The organism is Streptomyces sp. NBC_01515, from assembly GCF_045040345.1.
Classification (GTDB): domain Bacteria; phylum Actinomycetota; class Actinomycetes; order Streptomycetales; family Streptomycetaceae; genus Streptomyces.
The window spans coordinates 4,933,965-4,957,451 of the sequence record NZ_CP109416.1; the positions used below are offsets into that span (position 1 = coordinate 4,933,965).

Annotated in this window: 19 protein-coding genes, 1 tRNA gene and 1 riboswitch; of the genes, 7 read left to right on the forward strand and 13 right to left on the reverse strand. The window is 69.2% G+C overall.

Features of this window, described 5'->3' with window-relative positions; all coding sequences use genetic code 11:
* The 3 genes from OG407_RS21925 to OG407_RS21935 all read right to left on the reverse strand — a co-directional run bounded on the left by OG407_RS21925 (position 1) and on the right by OG407_RS21935 (position 2,613).
* The gene (locus tag OG407_RS21925) at positions 1 to 888 is read right to left on the reverse strand and encodes a Bax inhibitor-1/YccA family protein (RefSeq protein ID WP_405860429.1); all 888 of its coding nucleotides are present in this window, start codon (positions 886 to 888) and stop codon (positions 1 to 3) included.
* A 171-nt stretch (positions 889 to 1,059) separates the two neighbouring features.
* Positions 1,060 to 2,244, reverse strand: coding sequence for a 4-hydroxybenzoate 3-monooxygenase (locus OG407_RS21930; RefSeq protein WP_405860431.1), 1,185 nt, complete (start codon positions 2,242 to 2,244; stop codon positions 1,060 to 1,062).
* Between the two features lie 282 nt (positions 2,245 to 2,526).
* Positions 2,527 to 2,613, reverse strand: a tRNA-Leu gene (locus OG407_RS21935).
* A 438-nt stretch (positions 2,614 to 3,051) separates the two neighbouring features.
* Between OG407_RS21935 and OG407_RS21940 the strand changes: the two genes are divergently transcribed.
* The gene (locus OG407_RS21940) at positions 3,052 to 3,822 is read left to right on the forward strand and encodes an ABC transporter ATP-binding protein (RefSeq protein ID WP_328682782.1); all 771 of its coding nucleotides are present in this window, start codon (positions 3,052 to 3,054) and stop codon (positions 3,820 to 3,822) included.
* Between the two features lie 433 nt (positions 3,823 to 4,255).
* Complete coding sequence (locus OG407_RS21945; protein ID WP_405860434.1) at positions 4,256 to 6,784, forward strand: ABC transporter permease; 2,529 nt, start codon at positions 4,256 to 4,258, stop codon at positions 6,782 to 6,784.
* A gap of 83 nt (positions 6,785 to 6,867) precedes the next feature.
* Here the strand turns inward: OG407_RS21945 and OG407_RS21950 are convergent, their stop codons facing one another.
* Together OG407_RS21950 and OG407_RS21955 are read right to left on the reverse strand one after the other, a co-directional pair.
* Positions 6,868 to 8,160: a class I SAM-dependent methyltransferase gene (locus tag OG407_RS21950; protein WP_405860436.1), complete on the reverse strand. Its 1,293-nt coding sequence runs from the start codon at positions 8,158 to 8,160 to the stop codon at positions 6,868 to 6,870.
* Between the two features lie 298 nt (positions 8,161 to 8,458).
* Entirely contained in the window at positions 8,459 to 9,844 is a 1,386-nt protein-coding gene (locus OG407_RS21955) for an NAD(P)/FAD-dependent oxidoreductase (RefSeq protein ID WP_405860438.1), read from the reverse strand.
* A gap of 487 nt (positions 9,845 to 10,331) precedes the next feature.
* Here OG407_RS21955 and OG407_RS21960 point away from each other — a divergent pair, with 487 nt between their 5' ends.
* From OG407_RS21960 to OG407_RS21980, 5 genes are all read left to right on the forward strand, one after another.
* Positions 10,332 to 11,081 carry a methyltransferase domain-containing protein gene (locus OG407_RS21960; protein WP_405860440.1) on the forward strand — a complete coding sequence of 250 codons (750 nt, stop codon included), beginning with the start codon at positions 10,332 to 10,334 and terminating at the stop codon, positions 11,079 to 11,081.
* A 6-nt stretch (positions 11,082 to 11,087) separates the two neighbouring features.
* Complete coding sequence (locus tag OG407_RS21965) at positions 11,088 to 11,261, forward strand: hypothetical protein (protein ID WP_405860441.1); 174 nt, start codon at positions 11,088 to 11,090, stop codon at positions 11,259 to 11,261.
* Positions 11,262 to 11,537: 276 nt separating this feature from the next.
* Entirely contained in the window at positions 11,538 to 12,593 is a 1,056-nt protein-coding gene (locus OG407_RS21970) for a zinc-binding dehydrogenase (RefSeq protein ID WP_405860443.1), read from the forward strand.
* A gap of 501 nt (positions 12,594 to 13,094) precedes the next feature.
* Entirely contained in the window at positions 13,095 to 13,382 is a 288-nt protein-coding gene (locus OG407_RS21975) for a type II toxin-antitoxin system Phd/YefM family antitoxin (RefSeq protein ID WP_405860445.1), read from the forward strand.
* Entirely contained in the window at positions 13,379 to 13,648 is a 270-nt protein-coding gene (locus tag OG407_RS21980) for a type II toxin-antitoxin system RelE/ParE family toxin (protein WP_405860447.1), read from the forward strand. Before OG407_RS21975 ends, OG407_RS21980 begins: the two co-directional genes overlap by 4 nt.
* A gap of 72 nt (positions 13,649 to 13,720) precedes the next feature.
* Here the strand turns inward: OG407_RS21980 and OG407_RS21985 are convergent, their stop codons facing one another.
* The 8 genes from OG407_RS21985 to OG407_RS22020 form a co-directional block, all read right to left on the reverse strand.
* Positions 13,721 to 14,671 carry an exopolyphosphatase gene (locus OG407_RS21985; RefSeq protein WP_405860449.1) on the reverse strand — a complete coding sequence of 317 codons (951 nt, stop codon included), beginning with the start codon at positions 14,669 to 14,671 and terminating at the stop codon, positions 13,721 to 13,723.
* Positions 14,668 to 15,198 (reverse strand): DUF501 domain-containing protein, encoded by a 531-nt coding sequence (locus OG407_RS21990; RefSeq protein WP_405860451.1) that lies wholly within the window; start codon positions 15,196 to 15,198, stop codon positions 14,668 to 14,670. Before OG407_RS21990 ends, OG407_RS21985 begins: the two co-directional genes overlap by 4 nt.
* A gap of 88 nt (positions 15,199 to 15,286) precedes the next feature.
* Positions 15,287 to 15,763 (reverse strand): septum formation initiator family protein, encoded by a 477-nt coding sequence (locus tag OG407_RS21995; RefSeq protein WP_318016771.1) that lies wholly within the window; start codon positions 15,761 to 15,763, stop codon positions 15,287 to 15,289.
* Positions 15,764 to 15,870: 107 nt separating this feature from the next.
* A complete protein-coding gene (eno, locus tag OG407_RS22000; RefSeq protein WP_317881007.1) occupies positions 15,871 to 17,157 on the reverse strand; it encodes a phosphopyruvate hydratase in 1,287 nt (428 codons plus the stop codon).
* A 345-nt stretch (positions 17,158 to 17,502) separates the two neighbouring features.
* A complete protein-coding gene (locus OG407_RS22005) occupies positions 17,503 to 18,198 on the reverse strand; it encodes a transglycosylase family protein (RefSeq protein WP_405860454.1) in 696 nt (231 codons plus the stop codon).
* A 9-nt stretch (positions 18,199 to 18,207) separates the two neighbouring features.
* A riboswitch (cyclic di-AMP (ydaO/yuaA leader) is annotated at positions 18,208 to 18,389 on the reverse strand.
* Between the two features lie 193 nt (positions 18,390 to 18,582).
* Positions 18,583 to 19,578, reverse strand: a complete 996-nt coding sequence (locus OG407_RS22010; RefSeq protein ID WP_405860456.1) for a transglycosylase family protein — start codon at positions 19,576 to 19,578, stop codon at positions 18,583 to 18,585.
* 225 nt (positions 19,579 to 19,803) lie between these two features.
* A complete protein-coding gene (locus tag OG407_RS22015; RefSeq protein ID WP_405860458.1) occupies positions 19,804 to 21,138 on the reverse strand; it encodes a cytochrome P450 in 1,335 nt (444 codons plus the stop codon).
* Positions 21,135 to 23,435 carry a tetratricopeptide repeat protein gene (locus tag OG407_RS22020; RefSeq protein ID WP_405860459.1) on the reverse strand — a complete coding sequence of 767 codons (2,301 nt, stop codon included), beginning with the start codon at positions 23,433 to 23,435 and terminating at the stop codon, positions 21,135 to 21,137. The genes OG407_RS22015 and OG407_RS22020 overlap by 4 nt, the downstream gene beginning before the upstream one ends.
* Positions 23,436 to 23,487 lie beyond the last annotated feature (52 nt).

Below are 23,487 nucleotides of genomic sequence, written 5' to 3' on the forward strand. Positions count from 1 at the left end.
CTAGTTGTTGCTGTTGAGGATCGAGAGGAGTCGCAGGAACTCCATGTAGATCCACACCAGCGTCAGCGTGAGCCCGAAGGCCGCGAGCCAGGCCTCTTCCTTGGGCGCGCCGTAGGCGATCCCGTCCTCGACCTGCTTGAAGTCGAGGGCGAGGAAGCACGCGCCGAGGATGATGCCGACGACGCCGAAGAAGATGCCGAGCGGGCCGGTGCGGAAGCCGAGGCCGTCACCGCCGCCGAACACCGAGAACAGCAGGTTCACGACCATCAGCAGCACGAAGCCGAGCGCGGCCGCCATCACGAAGCCGTAGAAACGGCGGTTCACGCGGATCCAGCCCGCGCGGTACGCGATGAGCACGCCGGCGAAGACCGCCATCGTGCCGATCACGGCCTGCATGGCCGCGCCGCTCGCGATGCGGTTGTCGACGACGCTGGAGACGACGCCGAGGAAGACGCCTTCCAGTGCGGCGTACGACAGGATCAGCGCCGGGACGGGCTTGCGCTTGAAGGACTGGACGAACGCCAGGACCATCGCGACCAGCGCGGCGCCGATCCCGATGCCGTACGAACGGCCGATGTTGGCGTCGTCGACCGGGAGCAGCGCCCAGGCGAGCGCGGCCGTCACGATCAGCGTGCCGAGGGTGGTGCCGGTGCGCAGGACGACGTCGTCCATGGTCATCCGGCCGGTGGTGGCCGGGGCCTGCGGCGGTGCACCCTGCTGAAGGTCCTGCTGGGCGTACGGGTTCTGCGCGTACGGGTTACCGCCCGCGTAGGGGCTGCCCTGCGTGCCCACGGCGGGGCCCCCGGCCTGCGGCGCGGTGTTGAAGCCCGCGTAGCCGTTGTCGCGGCTGAACCCCCGTCGCGAGAAGACCGGGTTTCTGCTCCTCATTTCACTCCTCCATGGCCGCCTCGCGCGGCCTTGGGCTCAAGAGTAATAGGTAGGCAAAGGATTGACCCTACCTCTTGGGGAGGATCTTCCCCTCGTCCTGACAAGGTACGCGGTGGATCGCACGCCGTGCGAACACTGGTACCAAGCCGTGACGCCCCTCTTAGAGCCCCCTTATCCCTGTTCATCGAGAGGGAACCCGGTGTACGCCTCGGCAAGATCCGTCTCGGCCGCCCGCGAGGTCGCGATCCGCTCCAGCCGGGCCAGCTGGAGCCGCCCCTCGAAGGCCGTCGCGTCGGGCGCGCGGTGCAGGAGGCTCGTCATGTCGTAGGAGAACCGCTCGGCCTGCCACACCCGCCGCAGACAGGTGGCGGAGTACCCGTCGAGCCGCTCGTCGCTCCCCGTCTCCTTCTGGTACGTCAGCGCCCTCGCGAAGGTGACGACGTCGCCGACGGCGAGGTTGAGCCCCTTGGCGCCGGTCGGCGGCACGATGTGCGCGGCGTCACCGGCGAGGAAGAGCCGCCCGTACCGCATGGGCTCGTGGACGTACGACCGCATGGGGGTGACGGACTTCTGGGTGATGGGGCCGCGCTCCAGCCGCCACCCGTCCTCGGTCTCGAACCGTCGCTCCAGTTCCCCCCAGATGTCGTCGTCGCTCCACTTCTCGGCGTCCGCGCCCTCCTCCACCTGGAGGTAGAGACGGGAGACCGACGGGGAGCGCATGGAGAGGAGGGCGAAGCCGCGCTCGTGGCGGGCGTAGACCAGCTCGTCGTGGGAGGGCGCGACGTCGGCGAGGATGCCGAGCCAGGCGTAGGGGTACGACCGTTCGAAGACGCGGGTGAGTTCCGCGGGGATCGCGTTGCGGGCGACGCCCCAGAAGCCGTCGCACCCGACGACGTAGTCGCAGTCGAGGACGTCCTCGCGGCCTTGGTGCCGGAAGCGAATACGCGGGTCGCCGGTGTCCGCCCCCGCCACCTCCAGCGCCTCCGCCTCGAACAACAGCGGCCCGCCGTCGGCGAGTTGAAGGGCGATCAGGTCCTTGCACACCTCGGTCTGCGCGTAGACGGTGACGCTACGGCCGCCGGTGAGGGCCGGGAAGTCGACCCGGTGCCGCTTCCGGTCGAACCGCAGCTCGATCCCGTCGTGCCGCAGCCCCTCCCGGTCCATCCGCTCGCCGGCACCGGCCGCCCTCAGCACGTCGACCGTGCCCTGCTCCAGGATCCCGGCCCGCTGCCGGTGCTCGACGTACTCCCGGTCCCGGCTCTCCAGCACGACCGAGTCGATCCCGGCGTTGTGCAGCAGCCGGGCGAGGAGGAGCCCGGCGGGGCCGGCTCCGATGATGCCGACGGTGGTACGCATCGGGGGTTCCCTTCGGGAGTGAGCCGTTCGGTGGCGGTCGTTCCGGTTCGATCGCTTGCTCTGCTTCGATCGCTTGCTCTGGCTTGATCGCTTGCTCTGGCTTGATCGCTTGCTCTGACCTGGTCGGTGTTCGTCTGGTGAAATTCTCTTCACCTCATCGGTACGACTCAAGTCTCCGACCGCACGGGTCACCTGTCAACGGCCGGGAAGGGGGTGGCGAGGGCCGCCGAGGGGACGCTGTGGCAACTCACCGTTGCCATGCGTCACGCCGAGTAACTGCGATGGTGCCCGGAGCCGGACTTGAACCGGCACGCCCGCGAAGGGGCAGCGAGGTTTAAGCTCGCCGTGTCTGCATTCCACCATCCGGGCAGGCCGTGGGCTCCGCATCGAGGTCACGAGCCTATCGGGACGCGCGTCCCCAACAGCGGGCAGGCGGACCGATGTTGTCTTATTTTATTGATGTCTGAGGGTGCATCAGACCACGGAATGCGCCATCAGCACTTGCCAACAGCCTTGCGTGCGATCTGGGGCCTCGTATGCGGAATGACGGAATTTCACCGCCCGAACGAGGGTGCTCCACCGGTTCTTGACGTGATCGTTCACAGAGGTGGGCCCAGGTGCCGTCTCAGGGGCCGTCTCGGGGGCCGTCTCGGGGGTGGTCCTCATCCCCAGGTATGACAGCGCTGAGCGCAGTCCGACTGAAGGCTGCCCCCGGAACCGGAACAGCGGCTGACTACACGGCGCGATGGGGCGGAGAGGATGGGTGGCGTATCCAGCAATACCGTCGTCCCGACAGGAGCGCCCTCCGTGACCACCACCCCCATCGCCGACCGGACCACCTCCGTGGCCGCGCGTGCCACGGATCTTTCCAAGATCTACGGACAGGGCGAGACCCAGGTGGTCGCCCTCGACCGGGTCTCCATCGCCTTCCGGCAGGCCGAGTTCACCGCGATCATGGGCCCCTCGGGGTCCGGCAAGTCCACGCTGATGCACTGCGTGGCCGGCCTGGACACGTTCTCGTCCGGTTCCGTGCGCATCGGTGACACCGAGCTGGGCTCCCTGAAGGACAAGCAGCTCACGAAGTTGCGCCGGGACAAGATCGGTTTCATCTTCCAGGCGTTCAACCTGCTGCCGACGCTGACGGCCCTGGAGAACATCACGCTCCCGATGGACATCGCGGGCCGCAAGCCGGACAAGCAGTGGCTGGACTCGGTGATCACGATGATCGGTCTCGCCGACCGGCTGAAGCACCGGCCGTCCGAGCTCTCCGGCGGCCAGCAGCAACGCGTCGCCGTGGCGCGGGCGTTGGCCTCCCGCCCCGACATCATCTTCGGCGACGAGCCGACCGGAAACCTCGACTCGCGCTCCGGCGCCGAGGTGCTGGGCTTCCTCCGCAACTCCGTACGGGAGTTGGGCCAGACGGTGGTCATGGTCACCCACGACCCGGTGGCGGCGGCGTACGCGGACCGGGTGGTCTTCCTCGCGGACGGCCGCATCGTCGACGAGGTCTACGAGCCGACGGCGGACTCGGTACTGGACCGCATGAAGCAGTTCGACGCGAAGGTCCGCACCAGCTGACGTTCCATCAGTGAGGCGCCCAACCGACCCGGTGATCCTGCTGACGGTCCCTCAACTCACGCTACGGGCCGACAAGTCAGCCACCCGGACACCTGCCTTCACCAACCGGGCACCCACCTTCGCCGCCCCGTCCTCCGGCTTCACCGCCGGGGTTTCGACTCCATCGCCCGGGACCTCGACTCCACCGCCCCGGCCCTCAACTCCATCGCCCCGCAACCGGCTTCACCACCGGGCCGCCCGACCACACCGCCCCGGCAACCGACTTCGCGGCCCCAGCGCCCAGCTGCGCCACCCCGGCCGCGATGTCAAAGCCCCGGCCCCCGACCTCACCGCCGAGGCCCTCAACTCCGCTGCCCCGGCTCCGACTTCGCCACCCCGGCACCCAGCCCCGCCGCCCCGGCCGGCCCCTCGTAGACCTGGACTGAGACAACCCATGTTCCGTACCGCCTTGCGCAACGTACTCGCGCACAAGGCCCGGCTCCTCATGACCGTGCTCGCCGTGATGCTCGGCGTCGCGTTCGTGTCGGGGACCCTGGTCTTCACCAACACCATCTCGAACGCCTTCCAGAACAGCTCGGCCAAGGGCTTCGACCAGGTCGACGTCGCCGTGGAGGCCAAGTACCAGGACGACAAGGGCGACACGGTCGGCAAGACGCCCGAGCTGACCCAGGCCATGCTCGACACCAGCGCCAAGGTGCCGGGGGCCGCGTCCGCGACCGGGGTCGTCAACGGCTTCACCGCCATCGCCGACAAGAAGGGCAAGCTCATCGGCGGCGGCTTCCAGTCCGAGGGCGGGAATTACTGGGGTGGCAAGGATGCGCGTTATCCCCTCACCTCCGGTGCCGCACCGCATGGCAGCGAACAGGTCGCCATCGACTCCGAGACCGCCAAGCGCGCCGGGTACAAGGTCGGCGACACCGTGCGCATCTCGGTCGACGGCCCGGTGCTGACCCCGAAGATCACCGGCATCTTCACCACCGACGACGGCAACGTCGCCGCCGGCGGCAGCCTCGCCCTCTTCGACACCGCGACCGCGCAGAAGCTGTTCGGCAAGGCGGGGACGTACGACGAGATCGATGTGAAGGCCGCGGCCGGGACCAGTCAGGCCGCACTGAAGTCGCAGCTGGACAGCGCCCTGCCGAAGGGCCTCACCGAGACCACCACCGCCAAGAAGCTCGCCGACGACCAGGCCGAGATGATCGCCTCCTCGATGAGCGGGCTGAAGTCGGGGCTGCTGGTCTTCGCCGGCATCGCGCTCTTCGTCGGCACGTTCATCATCGCCAACACCTTCACCATGCTGGTCGCCCAACGCACCAAGGAACTGGCCCTGTTGCGCGCCGTCGGCGCCTCCCGCCGGCAGGTCACACGGTCGGTGCTCCTTGAGGCGTTCGTGGTCGGCGCGATCGCCGCGGTGGCCGGTCTGCTCGCCGGAATCGGCATCGGCGCCGGACTGCGCGCGCTGATGGGCACGATCGGCGCGACCGTCCCTGACGGCCCGCTGGTCATCACCTCGAACACGGTGCTGAGCGCCCTCGCGGTCGGCATCCTCATCACCATGCTCGCCGCCTGGCTGCCCGGCCGCCGCGCCGCGAAGATCCCACCGGTCGCCGCGATGAGCAGCCTGCACGCGACGGCCACCACCAAGTCGCTCGTCCTGCGCAACACGCTGGGCGCGCTGTTCTCCGGCGCGGGCATCGCCGTCGTCATCGCGGCCACCACGATGAGCGGTTCGGACGGCCAGGCACCCATGGGCCTCGGCGCCGTACTCCTCATCATCGGTGTGTTCATCCTGACCCCGCTGCTGTCCCGCCCGCTGATCGCGGCCTCCGCGCCGGTCCTGCGGATCTTCGGGATCTCCGGCAAGCTGGCCCGCCAGAACTCGGTGCGCAACCCGCGCCGTACGGCCGCCACCGCCTCCGCGCTGATGATCGGCCTCACCCTCATCACCGGCATGACGGTGATGGCGGGCAGCCTCCAGCAGGCGATCGACAAGATGGCCTCGTCCGCGATCAGCGCCGACTACATCGTGTCGATGGCGAACGGCAACTCGCTCTCCCCGGACGTCGACAAGACCCTCACCACGACCTCCGGCATCACCGCCAGCAGCCCGCTGCGCAACGCCGCCTCGCGCATCGACGGCCAGTCCGAGTTCCTGACGGGCGTCAACGGCTCCGCCATCGGCAAGCTCACCGACCTCAAGGTCGACAGCGGCACCTTCAAGGTCGCCGGCACGCAGGTCGTCGTGGACGACGACACCGCCAAGTCCTATGGCTGGAAGGCCGGTTCGACCTTCACCACGCACTACGAGGACGGCAAGGCGCAGCAACTCACCGTCTCCGCGGTCTACGAGGGCAACGCGCTGATCCGCGGCATCATGCTCGACAACGCGACACTCGCCCCGCACCAGACCGACCCGGCCGACATGCAGATCCTCGTCAAGACCGCCGACGGGGCGTCGAGTTCGACGAAGGACCGGCTGGAGAAGGCCCTCGGCTCCAACCCGGCGGTCAAGGTCCAGGACAAGAAGGACCTCTCCGACAGCATCGCGCAGGTCTTCACCCTGATCCTCAACATGGTCTACGGCCTGCTCGCCATGGCGGTGATCGTCGCGGTCCTCGGGGTCATCAACACCCTTGCCATGTCGGTCTTCGAGCGCTCGCAGGAGATCGGGATGCTGCGCGCGATCGGCCTCGACCGCAAGGGCATCAAGCGGATGGTCCGCCTGGAGTCCCTGGTGATCTCGCTCTTCGGCGGGGTGCTCGGCATCGGTCTCGGCGTGTTCTTCGGCTGGGCGGCCGGTGAGCTGATCGGCTCGAAGATGGCGACGTACGAACTGGTCATTCCCTGGGCCCGGATGGCGCTCTTCCTGCTCCTCGCGGGCACGGTCGGCGTCCTGGCGGCGCTGTGGCCGGCCCGGCGCGCGGCCAAGCTGAACATGCTGTCGGCCATCAAGTCCGAGTAGCAGAGCATGAGTTGACCAAGAAAAAGGCAAGGGCCCCGTTCCGGTGCGGAACGGGGCCCCTTTCTGTTCCCTGCCGCCCGCGCTCAGTTCCAGGTACGGGCGCGCAACGGCATCCCGGAATCACCCGGTTCGGGGGTCCGAACGGCCAACACCTGGTTGACCCCTATGCGGTTGCGCTCGAAGCCGAGCGCGGAGGCCGCCATGTAGAGGCGCCACACGCGGGCCCGCCCGGCGCCGACGATCCCGACCGCGCGCCGCCACTCGGACTCCAGGTTGGCGACCCAGCGGCGCAGGGTGAGCGCGTAGTGCTCGCGGATCGCCTCGACGTCCCGCACCTCGAACCCGGCACTCTCCAGCTGGGTCACGGTGGTGCCGATCGGGGCGAGTTCACCGTCGGGGAAGACGTACGCGTCGATGAACTCGTCGATGTCGTACGCCGATTCGTCCTGCCACGGGCGGCGGGCGATCTGGTGGTTCAGCAGCCGCCCGCCCGGTCTGAGCAATGCGAAGAGGTCCCTGGCGTACTCCAAGTACCGCTCGCTGCCCACGTGTTCGGCCATTCCGACGGAGGAGATGGCGTCGTAGGGCCCGTCGGTGACGTCACGGTAGTCCTGCACGCGGATCTCGACCTTGTCGGTGAGCCCCTCCTCGGCGACGCGCTTACGGGCGTAGGCCGCCTGTTCCTGCGAGAGGGTCACGCCGACGACGCTCGCGCCGTACTCGCGGGCCGCGTGGATCGCCATCGAACCCCAGCCGCAGCCGACGTCGAGGAGTCGCTGACCCGGCGTCAACTCCAGCTTGCGGCAGATGAGTTCGAGCTTGTCGCGCTGTGCGTCCTCCAACGTGCCGTCCGGGGAGTCCCAGTAGGCGCACGAGTAGACCATGGACGGGCCGAGGACGATCTCGTAGAAGTCGTTGCCGACGTCGTAGTGGTGGCTGATGGCGCGTTTGTCGGTGCGTTTGGTGTGGAGGTGGGCCCGGCTGCGGCGGACCTCCTCCGGGGGCGGGGCGGGCGGCAGCGGGAGCCCGCCGAGCTTGACCAGCCCGCGGACGGCGGACCGTACCTCGGGGTCGCGCAGGGCCTGGGTGAGGGTGCGGGCGTCGTCGCCGCGCTCCCACACGAGGGCGGACATCCGGTCGAGCCCGGCGTACAGGTCGCCCTCGATGTCCAGGTCGCCGGCGACCCAGGCGCGTGCCATGCCCAGTTCGCCGGGCTTCCACAGGAGTCGGCGCAGGGCGCGCCGATTGCGTACGACCAAGGTCGGCGCATCGGGCGGCCCTGCCTCGGAACCGTCCCAGGCGCGGATGCGCATCGGGATGGGGGTTCCCAGTAGCTGTTCGAAGAGGGATTTGAGCCGCAGCGCGGCATCAGCCATGGCGCACACCTCCGTGACGCGGATCCCGGAATTGTCCATCACTACGTAAACACCGGCCAGGCCCGATCGCAGTCCTGCTTGAGCGTTACGAGTAGGCAAAATAGATGTAGCGGCCATGAAGGTGACACGTGCAGCGACGTGCGGCACGCCGAAGGGGCCGCCCGCACCACGGATGGCGGACGGCCCCTTCGGGCGCAACAGGTGCTACGGGTACTACGCGTTCTTACTACAGGTATTACGGGTGCTACGGGTGCTACGGGTGCTACGGGTATTGCGGGTCAGGCGTGACCGGAGGCGGTCAGGAGGCCTTGGCCTTCTCCTCGGTCTTCGCGGCGGCGGCGGGCGCCGGTGCCGGCTTGGCGGCCTCGTAGAACTCCTCGCGGGGGTTCTCCATGGCACCGAGCGAGACGACCTCGCGCTTGAGGAACATCGCGAGGGTCCAGTCGGCGAAGACGCGGATCTTGCGGTTCCAGGTCGGCATGGCCAGACCGTGGTAGCCGCGGTGCATGTACCAGGCGAGACGGCCCTTGACCTTGATCTTCACCTTGCCCATGACGATCATCGCGACGCCCTTGTGCAGGCCGAGACCGGCGACCGCACCCTTGTTGGCGTGCGAGTACTCCTTCTGCGGGAAGCCCCGCATACCGGAGATCACGTTGTCGCCGAGGACCTTCGCCTGGCGCAGCGCGTGCTGGGCGTTCGGCGGGCACCAGGCGTTCTCGACGCCGGCCTTGCGGGAGGCGATGTCGGGGACCTGGGCGTTGTCGCCGGCGGCCCAGACGTAGTCGGTGCCGGTGACCTGGAGGGTCGGCTGGGCGTCGACGTGACCGCGCGGGCCGAGCGGGAGGCCGAAGCGGGAGAGCACGGGGTTCGGCTTGACGCCGGCCGTCCACACGATCGTGTTGGAGTCGACCTCAAGGCCGTTCTTCAGCACGACGTGGCCGTCGACGCAGGAGTCCATCGAGGTCGAGAGGTAGATCTCGATCCCGCGGCTCTCCAGGTGCTCCTTGCCGTAGAGGCCGAGCTTGGGGCCGACCTCCGGGAGGATCCTGTCGGCGGCGTCGACGAGGACGAAGCGCATGTCCTCGCGGGAGACGTTGTTGTAGTACTTGGCCGCGTCCCGGGCCATGTCCTCGACCTCACCGATGGTCTCCGCACCGGCGAAACCGCCGCCGACGAAGACGAAGGTGAGCGCCTTGCGGCGGATCTCCTCGTCGGTGGTGGAGTCGGCCTTGTCGAGCTGCTCAAGGACGTGGTTGCGCAGACCGATGGACTCCTCGATGCCCTTCATGCCGATGCCCTGCTCGGCGAGGCCGGGGATCGGGAAGGTGCGGGAGACCGCGCCCATCGCGATGACGAGGTAGTCGAAAGGCAGCTCGTACGCCTCGCCCACGAGGGGGGCGATCGTGGCGACCTTGCGGTCCTGGTCGATGGTCGTGACCCGGCCGGTGAGGACCTCCGCCTTCGGCAGCACGCGTCGCAACGGGACGACGACGTGCCGAGGGGAGATGCTGCCGGCGGCGGCTTCGGGGAGGAAGGGCTGGTAGGTCATGTACGACCGGGGGTCGACGACCGTGACGGTCGCCTCGCCGTAGCGCATCTTCTTGAGAATGCGCCGAGCTGCGTACAGGCCTACGTACCCACCGCCTACTACGAGGATCCTGGGACGCTCCGTGGTGCTCATGGCATCGAGTATCCACCTGCCCCAGGGGGGTCGCTCGTGCGCCCCTTCACAAGCTTGGGTGGGGGGTGTGTTATCCTCCGCGACTCGCATGATCCAAGTCACTCCGCGGGCGGGGAACCACGGGTCGGTTCGCCCCGTTGTCAAGGCCGCGTGAGCTGCCGCTCTACCCCTTCGGGCTCCCTGGACCACACCTCCACGACACCCTCCCGAAACTCCCCCGAATCACTCCCGCACCACCCCGCCGAACACGCTCCCAGGGCCGCCGGGACCCCGTAAGGGCCAACCGGGGCAGTCTCGTCGTCCAACAGGACAGAATTCCTTGTGAAGAACTTCACGAACTTTCTTACGGACGTGTTCCGGAGGGGGTCCGCGAGCGCCCCTGCAACCGCTCATACGTTATATGGGCTGCTCAGGAGTTTAATACCGGCGAGTAATAATTCGGGGTCGCGAGGGTCAGGCAGAGCGCCCTCTCCCCATACTCGGAAGCATGGCCGTCTACGACACGCTCGGCACGACGTATGCCAGAACCCGGCGCCCGGACACCCGCATCGCCGCACGGATCCACGCGGCCCTCGGGGACGCCGAGGACGTGATCAACGTGGGCGCGGGCCCCGGCTCCTACGAACCCGCATCACCGCGCACGCTTCTCGCCGTGGAACCCAGCCGGACCATGCTCGCCCAGCGCCCGCCAGGTTCCGCACCCGCGGTGTGCGCGGTGGCCGAACGCCTTCCCCTCCGCGACAACGCGGCCGACGCCGTCATGGCACTGCTGACCGTCCACCACTGGACCGACCTCGCAGCGGGCCTCGCGGAACTCCGCCGGGTCGCCCGCCGCCGCGTCGTCGTCCTGACCTGGGACCAGCAGGTCTTCCGCGAGCACTTCTGGCTCGTCCGCGACTACCTCCCCCAGGCCGCCGCCTACGACGACACCCGCGCCGTCCCCACCGAACGCCTGGCCGCACTGCTCGGCGGGGCCCGGCTGGAGACCGTCCCGGTCCCGCACGACTGCACGGACGGTTTCGGCGCGGCGTACTGGCGCCGCCCGCACGCCTACCTCGACCCCGAGGTACGCGCCGGCATCTCCATGCTCGCCCAGACCGGAGACGACGCCCTCGCCCCCGGCCTGGCAGCGCTCACCGACGACCTCGCGACGGGCCGCTGGCACGCCAGGTACGCCGACCTGCTCACCCGCGACACCGCCGACATCGGCTACCGGCTCCTGGTCACGGACCTCTGACCCCGGGTGCCCGCCGCCATCTCCACGCTCGCCCAGACCGGCGACAACGCCCCCCTCACCCCCGGCCTGGCGGCCCTCGCCGACGACCTCACGACAGGCCGCTGGCACGCCCGGTACACCGACCTGCTCACCCGCGACACGGTGGACGTCGGCTACCGGCTCCTGGTCGCGGGCCTCTGACCCCGAGGTACCCGCCGCCATCTCCACGCTCGCCCAGACCGGCGACAACGCCCCCTCACCCCCGGCCTGGCGGCCCTCGCCGACGACCTCACGACAGGCCGCTGGCACGCCCGGTACACCGACCTGCTCACCCGCGACACGGTGGACGTCGGCTACCGGCTCCTGGTCGCGGACCTCTGACCCGTGCGTACATCAACTGACCTACATGTGCGCCAACGGCCGTGGATCCGGGGCGAGTCGGGAATGAAGCCGCGGCGGTCGCACGTTGGCAGCCCCATGACGTCCTCGCCGAGCACCATGCGCGCCGTCCAGCTCTCCGGCCCCGGCCCCGTGGAGAACCTGCGGCTGACCACGCTCCCGCTGCCGCCCGAGCGGGACGGGTGGGTGCGTATCCGGGTCGAGGCGTTCGGGCTCAACCGGTCGGAGTTGAAGCTGCGGTTGGGGGTGAGTGAGGGCGTCAGCTTCCCCCGGGTGCCGGGCATCGAGGCCACCGGCACGGTCGACACGGCGCCGGCGGGGAGTGGGCTGGTCCGGGGGCAGAAGGTCGTCGCGATGATGGGCGACATGGGGCGGACCTACGACGGCGGGTACGCCGAGTACACGTCGGTGCCGCTGGCCCAGGTGATCCCCGTCGAGACCGACCTGCCCTGGGAAGTCCTGGGCGCGCTGCCGGAGATGGTGCAGACGGCCTACGGCTCGCTCACCGTCGGCCTGGATCTGCAACCCGGCCAGACCGTGCTGATCCGGGGCGGCACGTCCTCGGTGGGCCTGGCGGCAGCGGCGCTGGCGACCTGGCGCGGGGCGACGGTGCTGTCCACGACCCGCCGCCCCGATCGCCTGGCTCTGCTGAAGGAGCGGGGTGTCGACCACCCCCTCCTCGACACCGGCGAAGTGGCGCCCTCCGTGCGGGAGTTGTACCCGTCCGGCGTCGACACCGCTCTCGACCTCGTCGGCACCCCGACCCTCCCCGACACCCTGCGCGCGGTACGCGTCCACGGCACGGCCTGCTTCGGCGGCAGCCTCTCCAACCAGTGGACGGTGCGGGACTTCTCTCCAAATGAGTACCTGCCGAGGGGAGTTCGCCTCGCGGGCTACTTCGGCGACGCGTCCGACCTGTCCCCGACGGTCTTCCAGGAGATCCTCGACGCGGTCGCCACCGGCCAACTCGCCTTCCCTGTCGACCGGGTGTACGACGGGCTGGAGCAAGTGGCGCGGGCCCACGGGGACATGGAGCACGACCGGGCCACGGGGAAGCTGGTGGTGCGCGTCCGGCACCGGCACGGCGGCCTCGGACGCGATGCCGGGGGTGCGCCCGCGTCCGCCCTCGCCTAGCGAGTGGAGACGAGGGCGATCAGGGCGATGAACAGCCCGAGGATTCCGGCAATCTCGGCAGCCACCGTCAGCATGGGACGCCGCCCCGCGTCACCGGCCGGTGAAGGTGCGGAAGGGGCACGGCCCCCTTGGTCGCGTGTCTGTGGGACGCGTGGAAGAACGGTCGGTCCAGCCCCGGCCTGACGTCGCGCCTGGGCACGTCGACTGCTGGAACGAACCAATGCCCAGATCAGCAACCCGATCAGGACAACGATCACGATGTCGAACGGCAACACGGCCATCATCCGCACCCCCCGTCGCACACGTTCCGCTCACCGACCACAGGTCCGCGAGTTCCCTGCACCGACTATGCCCGACGGGCGACGCGGGCAAGGGCCGAATCTCATCGAGCGTCGCCCCGGGCATGAAGAGACCCCGGCCATGGCCCTGGTCCTGTGCTGCCTCAGCCGCCCCGCTTGCCCGCTTCGACCACGTGTACACGCATGCGCGTACACTGGCGTCATGACCGAGGAGACCGTGACCATACGGGAAGCCCGCGCGCATCTCGCGGAGCGCATCAACCTGGCCGAGGAAGGCACCCCGACGGTCATCACCCGCAACGGCACTCCGGTGGCTGCCGTGGTACCGATCGCGGACTTCGAAGCCCTGGAAGAGGCGGCCGACGTCATGTTGGCCCGAGAAGCCGAAGCGGTCCTGGCCGAGAACGGCCCCACCGTGACCATGGCCGAGTTGCTGGCAGATCTCTTCACCGAGCACGGTGAAGGCGAGCACGGTGAAGGCACCGCGTGAAGTACGCGTTCCGGTTCACCACGGCGGCGCAGCGGCGGCTGAGGGACATCGCTCGGCTCGACGCCATGCGCATCCTGACCGCGCTGACCGCGCTCGGCGACGACCCGTACCGTGAGGGTGCCGACGTCAAGAAACTCACTGGCACCTCGGGGCTCTACCGGCTCCGGGTCGGCAACTACCGGGTCGCTTACCAGGTGAACGACGGTGAACTCGTCATCCTCGTCGTCAAGGTGGGCAACCGGCGGGACATCTACCGCAGCCTGTGAGGCACGCGGGTCCTCGCGGGCCCGCGCACCTTGAACCACCGACTCCGCCGAGAATCGCTGCCTACCGCATCATCACGAGGTGAGTGCCGTATGGAACGCGATCCCGTCCAGGATGTCGTGCTCGCTCACCACGACCTCCGTCGCTCCGACCCGCTCCATGATCGAGAGGAGTACGAGGGCGCCCGCGCCGATGACGTCGACGCGGCCCGGGTGCATGGAGGGGATGGCGGCGCGTTCGGCGTGGGTGGAGCGGAGGAGGGACTCCGTGATCTCGCGGACGCGGTCGTAGGAGACGCGGGAGTGGTGGATGGCGTCGGTGTCGTACTCGGGGAGGTTCTGGGCGATCGCCGAGACCGTGGTGACCGAGCCGGCCAGGCCGACCAGGGTGCGGGCCTCGCGGAGCGGGACCGTCTGTTCGGCGAGGTCGAGGGCGGCCTCGATGTCCGCGCGCATCGCCGTGATCTGGTCCGGGGTGGGCGGGTCGGTGACCTTGCCGTCGCGGACCAGGTGGCGCTCGGTCATGCGGACGCAGCCGATGTTCACGGAGCGGGCGGCGCGGACGGCGTCGTCGCCGACCACGAACTCCGTGGAGCCGCCGCCGATGTCCACTACGAGGTAGGGCTTCGCGAGGTCGTCGCGGCCGGTGAGTTCCTTCGTCGCGCCGGTGAAGGAGAGTTCCGCCTCCTCGTCGCCGGTGATGACCTCCGGCTCGACGCCGAGGATGTCCAGGACGCCGCGGACGAAGTCGTCGCGGTTCGAGGCGTCGCGGGAAGCCGACGTGGCCACGAAGCGGAGGCGTTCCGCGCCGAGTTCCTTGATGACCGTGGCGTAGTCGCGGCAGGCCGCGAAGGTGCGTTCCAGTGCCTCGGGGGCCAGGCGGCCGGTCTTGTCCACGCCCTGGCCGAGCCGGACGATCGTCATCCGCCGGTCCAGGTCGACGAGTTGACCCGTCGCGGGGTCCACGTCGGCGACGAGGAGGCGGATCGAGTTCGTACCGCAGTCGACGGCGGCGACACGGGTCACTTCTCGTCCTCCTTCGTCACCGTCACGCACGGCCCCTTGGCCCACCACTCCGGCAGCATCGCGATCGCCTCGTCGCCGAGCGGGTTGACGCCCGGGCCCGCGGCCAGGGAGTGGCCCACCAGGACGTGCAGGCACTTCACGCGGTCCGGCATGCCGCCCGCGCTCGGGAAGCCCTCCAGGACCTCGATGGCGTCGCGGCGCGCGATGTAGTCCTCGTGCGCGGCACGGTACGCGGCGGCCAGTTCGGGATCGGACTCCAGCCTCGCCGTCATCTCCTTCATCACGCCGTTCGCCTCAAGCGTGCCGATCGCCGAGGCCGCGCGCGGGCACGTGAGGTAGTACGTCGTCGGGAAGGGGGTGCCGTCGGGAAGGCGGGGGGCCGTCTCCACCACGTCCGGCTGTCCGCACGGGCAACGGTGTGCGATCGCGCGCAGCCCGCGCGGCGGACGCCCGAGCTGCTGCTTGAAGGCCTCGACGTCCGCGTCGGTGGGCTCGGTGCGCGGAGTGGACGGCGGGGGCTTTTCCATGCCGGTACGAAAGTCTCTCTGTCAGTTCAATTCGGTTCAGCGACTGGGCAGTTCAGTCACTGGTCGGGGCAGTCACTCGTCAGGGCAGTCACTGGTCGGAGGCGTCGGACTTGTCCACGCCGTCCCAGACGTTCGAGTACCACGGGCGGTCGGCCGCCCCCAGTTCCGCGCGCGACTGCTTGGCCGCGTCCGGGTCGATCACGATGTAGCCCGTCTCCCCGGGCATCACGTAGTGCAGCCGCTGCCGGATCTGCTGCTCCGCGTACGAGTCGTCCTGCCAGCGTGCCTTGAGGTCGCGGAGCTGCTCGACGCGCTGCCGCGCCTGCGCCTGCTGCCGCTCCAGGTCGGAGATCTCGGCGCGCTGGGAGACGTACTGCCTTATCGGGTACGCCAGCGCCACGATCAGCGAGCACAGCACCAGGGCGAGGAGCGCCGCCCGGCCGGTGAGCCGGGAGCGGCGGGCCTGCCGCTTGGTCTGGGAGCGGTAGACACGGGCCGCCGTCTGCTCGCCGAGCAGCTTGAGCCTGGTCGCGGTGGAGAACCGGTCCCGGTCCTTCACGGCCATGTCCCGCCTCCCCTTCACACGTGCGTACGTCCCCGCACACGGTACGGGACCGGGTGCGGGGACGTACGTACGACTGGCTAAGGATTGACCCGGTGGATCCCCGGGGGTCAGCCCTTGAAGCGCGGGAAGGCGCTGCGGCCCGCGTACTCGGCCGCGTCGTCGAGGATCTCCTCGATGCGGAGCAGCTGGTTGTACTTGGCGACGCGGTCCGAGCGGGCCGGGGCGCCGGTCTTGATCTGGCCGCAGTTCACCGCGACGGCGAGGTCGGCGATGGTGGTGTCCTCGGTCTCGCCGGAGCGGTGGGACATCATGCACTTGAAGCCGTTGCGCTGGGCCATCTCGACGGCGTCCAGGGTCTCGGTCAGCGAGCCGATCTGGTTCACCTTGACGAGCAGGGCGTTGGCCGTGCCCTCCTCGATGCCGCGGGCGAGGCGCTCCGGGTTGGTGACGAAGAGGTCGTCGCCGACGATCTGGACCTTGTCGCCGATGCGGTCGGTGATGACCTTCCAGCCGGCCCAGTCGTCCTCGTACAGCGGGTCCTCGATGGAGACGAGCGGGTAGGCCGCCACGAGCTCCTCGTAGTACTCGGTCATCTCGGCGGCCGAGCGGGACTTGCCCTCGAACTCGTACTTGCCGTCCTTGTAGAACTCGGACGCGGCGACGTCGAGCGCGAGCCCGATCTGCTCGCCGGGGATGTAACCGGCCTGCTTGATGGCCTCGATGATGAGATCGAGCGCGGCGCGGTTGGACTCCAGGTTCGGGGCGAAGCCGCCCTCGTCGCCGAGACCGGTGGACAGGCCCTTGGTCTTCAGCACCTTCTTGAGGGTGTGGTAGACCTCGGCGCCCCAGCGCAGCGCCTCGGAGAAGGACTCCGCGCCGATCGGGGCGATCATGAACTCCTGGATGTCCACGTTGGAGTCGGCGTGCGAGCCGCCGTTCAGGATGTTCATCATCGGAACGGGCAGCAGGTGCGCGTTCGGGCCGCCGAGGTAGCGGAAGAGGGGGAGGTCGCTGGCCTCGGACGCGGCGTGCGCGACGGCGAGGGAGACGCCGAGGATGGCGTTGGCGCCGAGCGAGCCCTTGTTGTCGGTGGCGTCCAGGTCGAACATCGCCTGGTCGATCAGGCGCTGCTCGGTGGCGTCGTAGCCGACGAGCTCCGGACCGATCTGCTCGATGACGGCGAGGACGGCCTTCTCGACACCCTTGCCGCCGTAGCGGTTGGGGTCACCGTCGCGCAGCTCGATGGCCTCGAAGGCACCCGTGGAGGCGCCGGACGGAACGGCGGCACGACCCGTGCTGCCGTCGTCGAGGCCGACCTCGACCTCGACCGTGGGGTTGCCTCGGGAGTCCAGGATTTCCCGGGCTACGACGACGTCGATGGACGGCACGAGCATCTCCTTCTTGGGATCTGACGCGACTACGGCAACACCGCAGCGGCTCTGCGAGACGAGCCTAACCGGCTCGGGGCGATTGGCCATCCGGTCGGCCGCCTGATGGACAGAACCGAGAGTAAATTGTTTCCGAACGGAACAAAAAGTCCCGGCAAGCGGCAGGTATGGGGACGGGGGCGGCAGGCCGGGGACACGAAAAAGCCCCGCCCCGGTGCGTACGGGGGAACACGCACCGGAGCGGGGAGCCCGTGGGGGACGGGGGTGACCCTCACGAGGTCTCCATGATGGGGACCACGGATGTGAGGGCGCTGTGGTTCGGCTACGAGCCCGATATGTCGTTTCGGGCTGTCACTTCAGGTGGAGCTGCTGGCCCGGGAAGATGAAGTCGGCGTCGTCGACGATGTCCTTGTTCAGCTTGAACAGCTGCTGCCAGCCGCCCTTCACCTTGTGCTTCTCGGCGATGGAGCTGAGGCTGTCGCCCTTGACGACCTTGTACTCGCCGTCACCCTTCTTGACCTTCTTGCCGGTCGGGGTGGAGACGGTCTTCTTGGCGGCCGGGCGCTCGGCGGAGCGGGAGGCGGTGGTGTCGCTCGTGGAGCGCTCGGTGGTGCTCTTGGAGGAGCTGGAGCTGTTCGAGCCGCTCGACGAGCTGGAGCTGCCGCCGGAGTAGGAGGCGCCCGAGAGGCCGGTGCCGCAGGTGGGCCAGGCACCCTTGCCCTGGGCGGCGAGAACCTTCTCCGCCACGGCTATCTGCTGGGACTTGGAGGCCTGGTTCGCGGTGGAGGCGTAGGCGGTGCCGCCGTACGCGGCCCACGTCGAGGCGGAGAACTGCAGACCGCCGTAGTAGCCGTTACCGGTGTTGATGGACCAGTTGCCGCCGGACTCGCAGCTGGCGACCGTGTCCCACTCGGACGCGGTGGCGGCGGATGCGCTGCCGGTGGCCATCAGCGGCGCGGCGATCGCGACACCGGTGACGCCGGCGAGCGTGGCGACGCGGGTGGCCTTGGACGGACGGCGGTGCTTGCCCTTGCTGGAAAACAGCATGGAAGATCCCAATCCCCTCACCGACGCCTACGAGGTGAGCTGTCGGGTTCGGGCCGTGTGAGTTGCCCGGCCGTGCTCGTACGTCTCGTACGCGGCACGACTTAACCCCAAGCCGGTTCCGGTCGTCTCTCAACTCCCGGGCCCGGCGCTTACCTTGGGTCCCCCGCTCCTGCCTACGGCGCTTGACGCGACGACTGTTCCCGGAGGCCGCTGGCAGGACTCGGCGTGTGCGGCAACCGGGGCTCGTGGTGACGAGCGGCCTTGACCGTAGACACGGAATCGGCGGAATTCCAAAGACGATCAGGGCTTCTGAGACTCATCCCACACTTTGATCAAACCGGACATTCGACTCGAAGCGTGACGTGAACTCCCGCTGTTCTCTTGCTACTTTTCGTCCGCTTCCGTACCGACGTCCAAGGTCTGACCGGCGGCGATCTGGGTCGGATCGGCGCCTATCACCTTTTTGTTCTCGGCGTAGAGCGCGGTCCATCCGCCGTCGTAGCCAAGGGAGTCGGCGATGGACGCGAGGGAGTCGCCGGCGCGGACGGTGTAGGTCTGCGGCGACACGCTCTCCTCGGCACTGGCGCCGCGATGCTTACCGGCACTCTGCTGAGTGCTCTGCTGATCGCCCTGCTGGTCGTCGGAATCGCTGAGCGCGCCGGTGTCGACGAGGCTCCACTTGCCCACCGCCTGGGCCGGGTTGTCCGATTCGTCGATTTTCGGGGAGGCGGCGACCGAGTCGTTTCCGGTCGAAGGAGTGGTGGACTTGTCGGACTTGCTGGAGTTGTCCGTCGCGGTGGGCGAGGGGCTGTCGGACGACGAGTCGTCGCCGGACGCGTCGGACGAAGTCGAGTCCGTGGTGCCGGAGTCGGACAACCCGGAGGAAGCGGACGAGTCAGACGAACCGGAGTCGGAGCCAGAGTCGGAACCGGAGTCGGAGGAGCCGGTCGGGGTGGCCGACGGGGAGTCACTCGCGAGGCCGGTGTCGACGTCCGTCGAACCCGAGGTGGTGGTGAGACCGGAGAGCAGCGCGCAGGTGGTCCACGCGGAGGTGCCCTTGTCGTCGAGGACCTTCTCGGCGACGGCTATCTGCTGCGAGCGGCTGGCCAGGTCGGCGCTCGGGGCGTAGGCGAGGCCGCCGTACTTCTCCCATTCGTCCTGGGTCATCTGCAGGCCGCCGAAGTAGCCGTTGCCGTCGTTCATGCTCCAGGAGCCGCCGCTCTCGCAGTTGGCCACCTTGTCCCAGGTGGTGCCGTCGGCGGCGTTCGCGGAGGCGGCGGCGAGGAGGGGGATGGCGATGGCGGAGCCGGTCACCCCGGCCGCGACGAGGAGTGCCGGAGCCTGACGGGGGCGACGGTGACGACCGTTCCCGGAGAGCATGCGGAGGCCTTTCGCGTGACAGCGGGGGGACCGCGCGGCGGGTGGTGCGGGGGTACTGCGAGGGGTGATGCGGGGCGCCGCGCTGGTACGTGAACGTACCCACAGTCGATCACTTGTCACAAGTTAATGCCACGGAGATCACGTGAAGATCACAGAGTTGAAGAACTGTCACTTTTGGGTTTAGGGGGCTGGATTGCCGGTTCAGCGGTGCCCCGGACCACCTGTTCAACGGCGTTCCGGGGTGAACTCCACGGGGAGGGTGCGCAGTCCGCGCATGATGAGGCCGCCGCGCCACCGCAAGTCGGCCGGATCTCCGGCGAGTTGCAGGTCGGGGAGGCGGGTCAGGAGGGTGGCGAGCGCGGTCTGACCCTCCAGGCGGGCGAGCGGGGCGCCGAGGCAGTAGTGGATGCCGTGGCCGTAACCGAGGTGTTGATTGTCACGGCGCCCGAGATCGAGGACATCGGGATCGGCGAACCGTTCCGGGTCCCGGTCCGCGGCGGCCAGTACGACCAGCACGGGGTCGCCGGCCGCGATGTCCTGCCCGCCGAGGGTGAGGGGACGGGTGGCGAAGCGCCAGGTGGCGAGCTCCACCGGGCCGTCGTAGCGCAGGAGTTCCTCCACGCCGGTTTCGAGGAGGCCGTGCTCCCCCGCGGCCAGGGACTTCTCCAGGCGGGCACGCTGCTCAGGGTGGGTGAGCAGGGCGTACGTGCCGTTGCCGATGAGGTTGACGGTCGTCTCGAAGCCGGCGAAGAGCAGGATGAAGGCCATCGCCGCGACCTCGTTCTCGGTGAGGTGCTCACCATGGTCGGAGGCGCGGATGAGGCCCGACAGGAGGTCTTCGCCGGGGACGGGAGTGGGAGTGCCGGAGAGGTTCCCGCCGGGGTGCGGTGTGGGGGCGTCGGAGAGGGCTTCGCGCTTGCGGTGGATGAGGTCGGCGAGATAGCTCCGCATCTTCTTGACGGACCGCGCGACTCCGCCGCGCGGCCCGCCGCCGTGCCGGATCATCATGCCCGCCCAGTCCCGGAAGTCGTCCTGGTCCTCACGGGGGACGCCGAGGAGGTCGCAGATGGCGTAGATGGGGAGCGGGAAGGCGAAGTCGTGGATGAGGTCGGCGGAGCCGTCGGCTGCGAACCGGTCGATCAGATCGTTCGTCAACTCCTGCACCCGGGGCGCGAATTCGGCCACCCGCCGGGGTGTGAACGCCTTGCTGACCAGTCGTCGGAGGCGGGTGTGGTCCGGCGGGTCGATGTTCAGCAGATGCGTCATCAACTCGGCCTTGCGCTCACCCGGGATACCCGTCTTGCCCTTCGCGTGCGCCGGTTCGTCATGATGCGCGGGGTTCTTGGAGAGGCGGGGGTCGGCGAGGGCCTGCTTGGCATCGACGTAACGGGTGACCAACCAGGCCTCCACCCCGCTGGGGAGCCGCGTCTTGTGCACGGGGGCGTGCTCGCGGAGCCAGGCGTAGGTGGGGTAGGGGTTGGTGGCGAATTCCCACGTGAAGAGGTCGGGGGTGGGGGTCGCGGGGTTGGGCGGGGTGGAGTGGCTGGGCTGGTTGGTCACTCCTTGACGGTATCCGGGGTGGGGGTGGGGGCGTCCTCGGGTGGTGGGGGCAGCGCGGCGGGGAGGCCGATGGGGTTGGCGGTGGCGGCCCTGCGGTACCAGTCCTGGGCTTCGGCGGACTTGCCCTGCAGTTCCAGCAACTCGGCGATGGACCGCTCCGCGTCGGTGACGCCCCCGTCGAGGGCCTGGCGATACAGCTCCATCGCCTCGTCGAACCGGTCCTCCTCGACCATGCATGCGCCCAGGTTGTGCGCCGCGGTCGCGTCTCCGGCACACGCGGCCTGCTGCAGCAGGAGGATGATCTTTTCCGCGTCGGGCTCTGGCTGCCATGAGAGATAGAGGCCCAACTCGCCTGCGCCACGCGCCTCGCCCCATGCGGCGGCGTGGCGCAGCCAGACGTCCGCCTCTGAGTCGCGCCATCTGCTGAGGAGAACACCGAGGCTTACCGCGACCTCCCGACGGCCGGCGGCCGCGGCCTTGCGGTACCAGCGCAGCGCCTCGTCCTCACGGCCGGTGCCGACCAGCATGTCGCCCAGTTCGTGGGCGGCTACGGCGTTGCCTGCTGCGGCGGCTTTGCGCAACCAGGCTTCGGCTTGGTCGCGGAGGACGGCTCCGAGGGTGGCCGCAGCCCAGGAGCTGCCGGCCTCGGCTGCCTGCTCCAGATATGGCATGGCCAGCTTGATGCCGCCGAAGGTCAGGAAGAACGTGGCCAGTTCCTCGTCCCCTTGGATGCCGTCCACTTCTGCCGCCCGGCGGAGCAGGTCCCGGCGCTCATCGAGTCCGACGCGGCTGGCGAAGGCGATCATCAGGACCGTGTCATCCCCCTTGAGCCGAGGGTGCAACGCGGTACGAGCCGCGTCGAGCACGGCATCGCGGTCGACGGAGGGACCCGGCCCGGACTGGTCCAGCAGCGTCCACCACACCCCGTCCGGTACCGGTTCCAGGTCGCTTCCCGATCTCAGGGCTTCCGCGACGAGAGCCCCGTACGCCCGCCAGGTCCCCGCCTCGTCCCCTTGCACCAGGAGCCCCGACACACCGAAAAGGGGTGTCGTCGCCCAAGCGAAAGCGTCCTCGAACGACTCGCGTTTCTCCGTCCCGTACTGATCCTGGAGCGTTCTCAGCAATTCAAACGGCACCGCTCCCCTGACCCCGCACCGGGCGACGTCCACTGCGGCACGGACCAGCAACTGACCACGTGGGTGCTGCACTTGGGTCCCCACGCGCCGCCACTCGTCGAACAGCAGATGCCCGATCGCGAAGTACGAGGCCGCTCCCTCCCGGCCGCTCCACATGTACGCCGAGTACGCGCGCGGGTCGTCGAGCCCCGCCAGCCGCTCCAGTTCGGCGTCGCTCCACTCGCGAGCCAGCTCCACCGTGCGGGCCGCGGCGATGACCCGCTCGCCCGGGGCCGTCCCGGAGCGGCGCCGGTAGTACTCCTCGGGGCTGATCGTGCCGACCATGACCGCTCCGAGGGAGGTGAATCGTCCCAGGAGCCTCAGGTCGAGACCGCCGCTTCCCAGGTGGTCGGTCACCTCGTCCAGCCAGATGACGTAGTCACCGGGCTTTCCGTCCAACGCGCTCAGCACGGCACGCAGGTCGTCTCCCGGGTCCGGGGCGCAGAGGGTGTGCCCCTCCAGCGACCGCACTCCTTGCCACGCCATGTACGACTTGCCCGCGTACGGCTCTCCGAGGATCAGCACCAGGCCGTTGTGCGCGAGACGGGTACGGAGGTCGTCGTCGCAGTCCCGCCGCACGTACGGCGGCACGTCGGGCAGACCGGGCACGTGCCGCGTCGGCCGTACGCCGAACTCCACGGGGCCTACGTGACCGACGGGGCGCCAGGCGGGCAGGGCGGGGGTGGGGGTGGAGGTAGGGCCGTAGTGGTTGTGCTGGACTGCGGCGACCGTGCCTTTGAAGGTGCTGCCTCGGAAGTCGAGGTGGTCTCGGGAGGGGGATGGTTGTTCGGGCGGGTGTGCGGCCAGGGTGGGATCGAACTCGTTGATGAGTGAGGTGAGTTCGGTGGCCGCCGCCGCTGGGGTGGCCGCGTTCATGAGCACGTCGAGCAGGAAGAGGCGCCAGTGCCGCCTGAGCTCGACGAAGGTCGGAGGGTTCGGTCCCCGTAGTCGTCGGTCGAGACTTTCGAGCCGGCCGAGGTGACGGTCCGTCTCGGTCGACGCATGGCGCCGTAACCACGCCGCGAAGCTGTCGCGGATCGGCGCCCACAAGTCGGTTGACGCCGCCCCCACGATGACCACGTGGGCGCCCGCAATCGCCAGCCGCTCCTGTTCCTCTGTCACGCTCGCCCCATCCCCCGCGCGATCCCCCGTCGCTCGCCGTCAAAGGTACTGA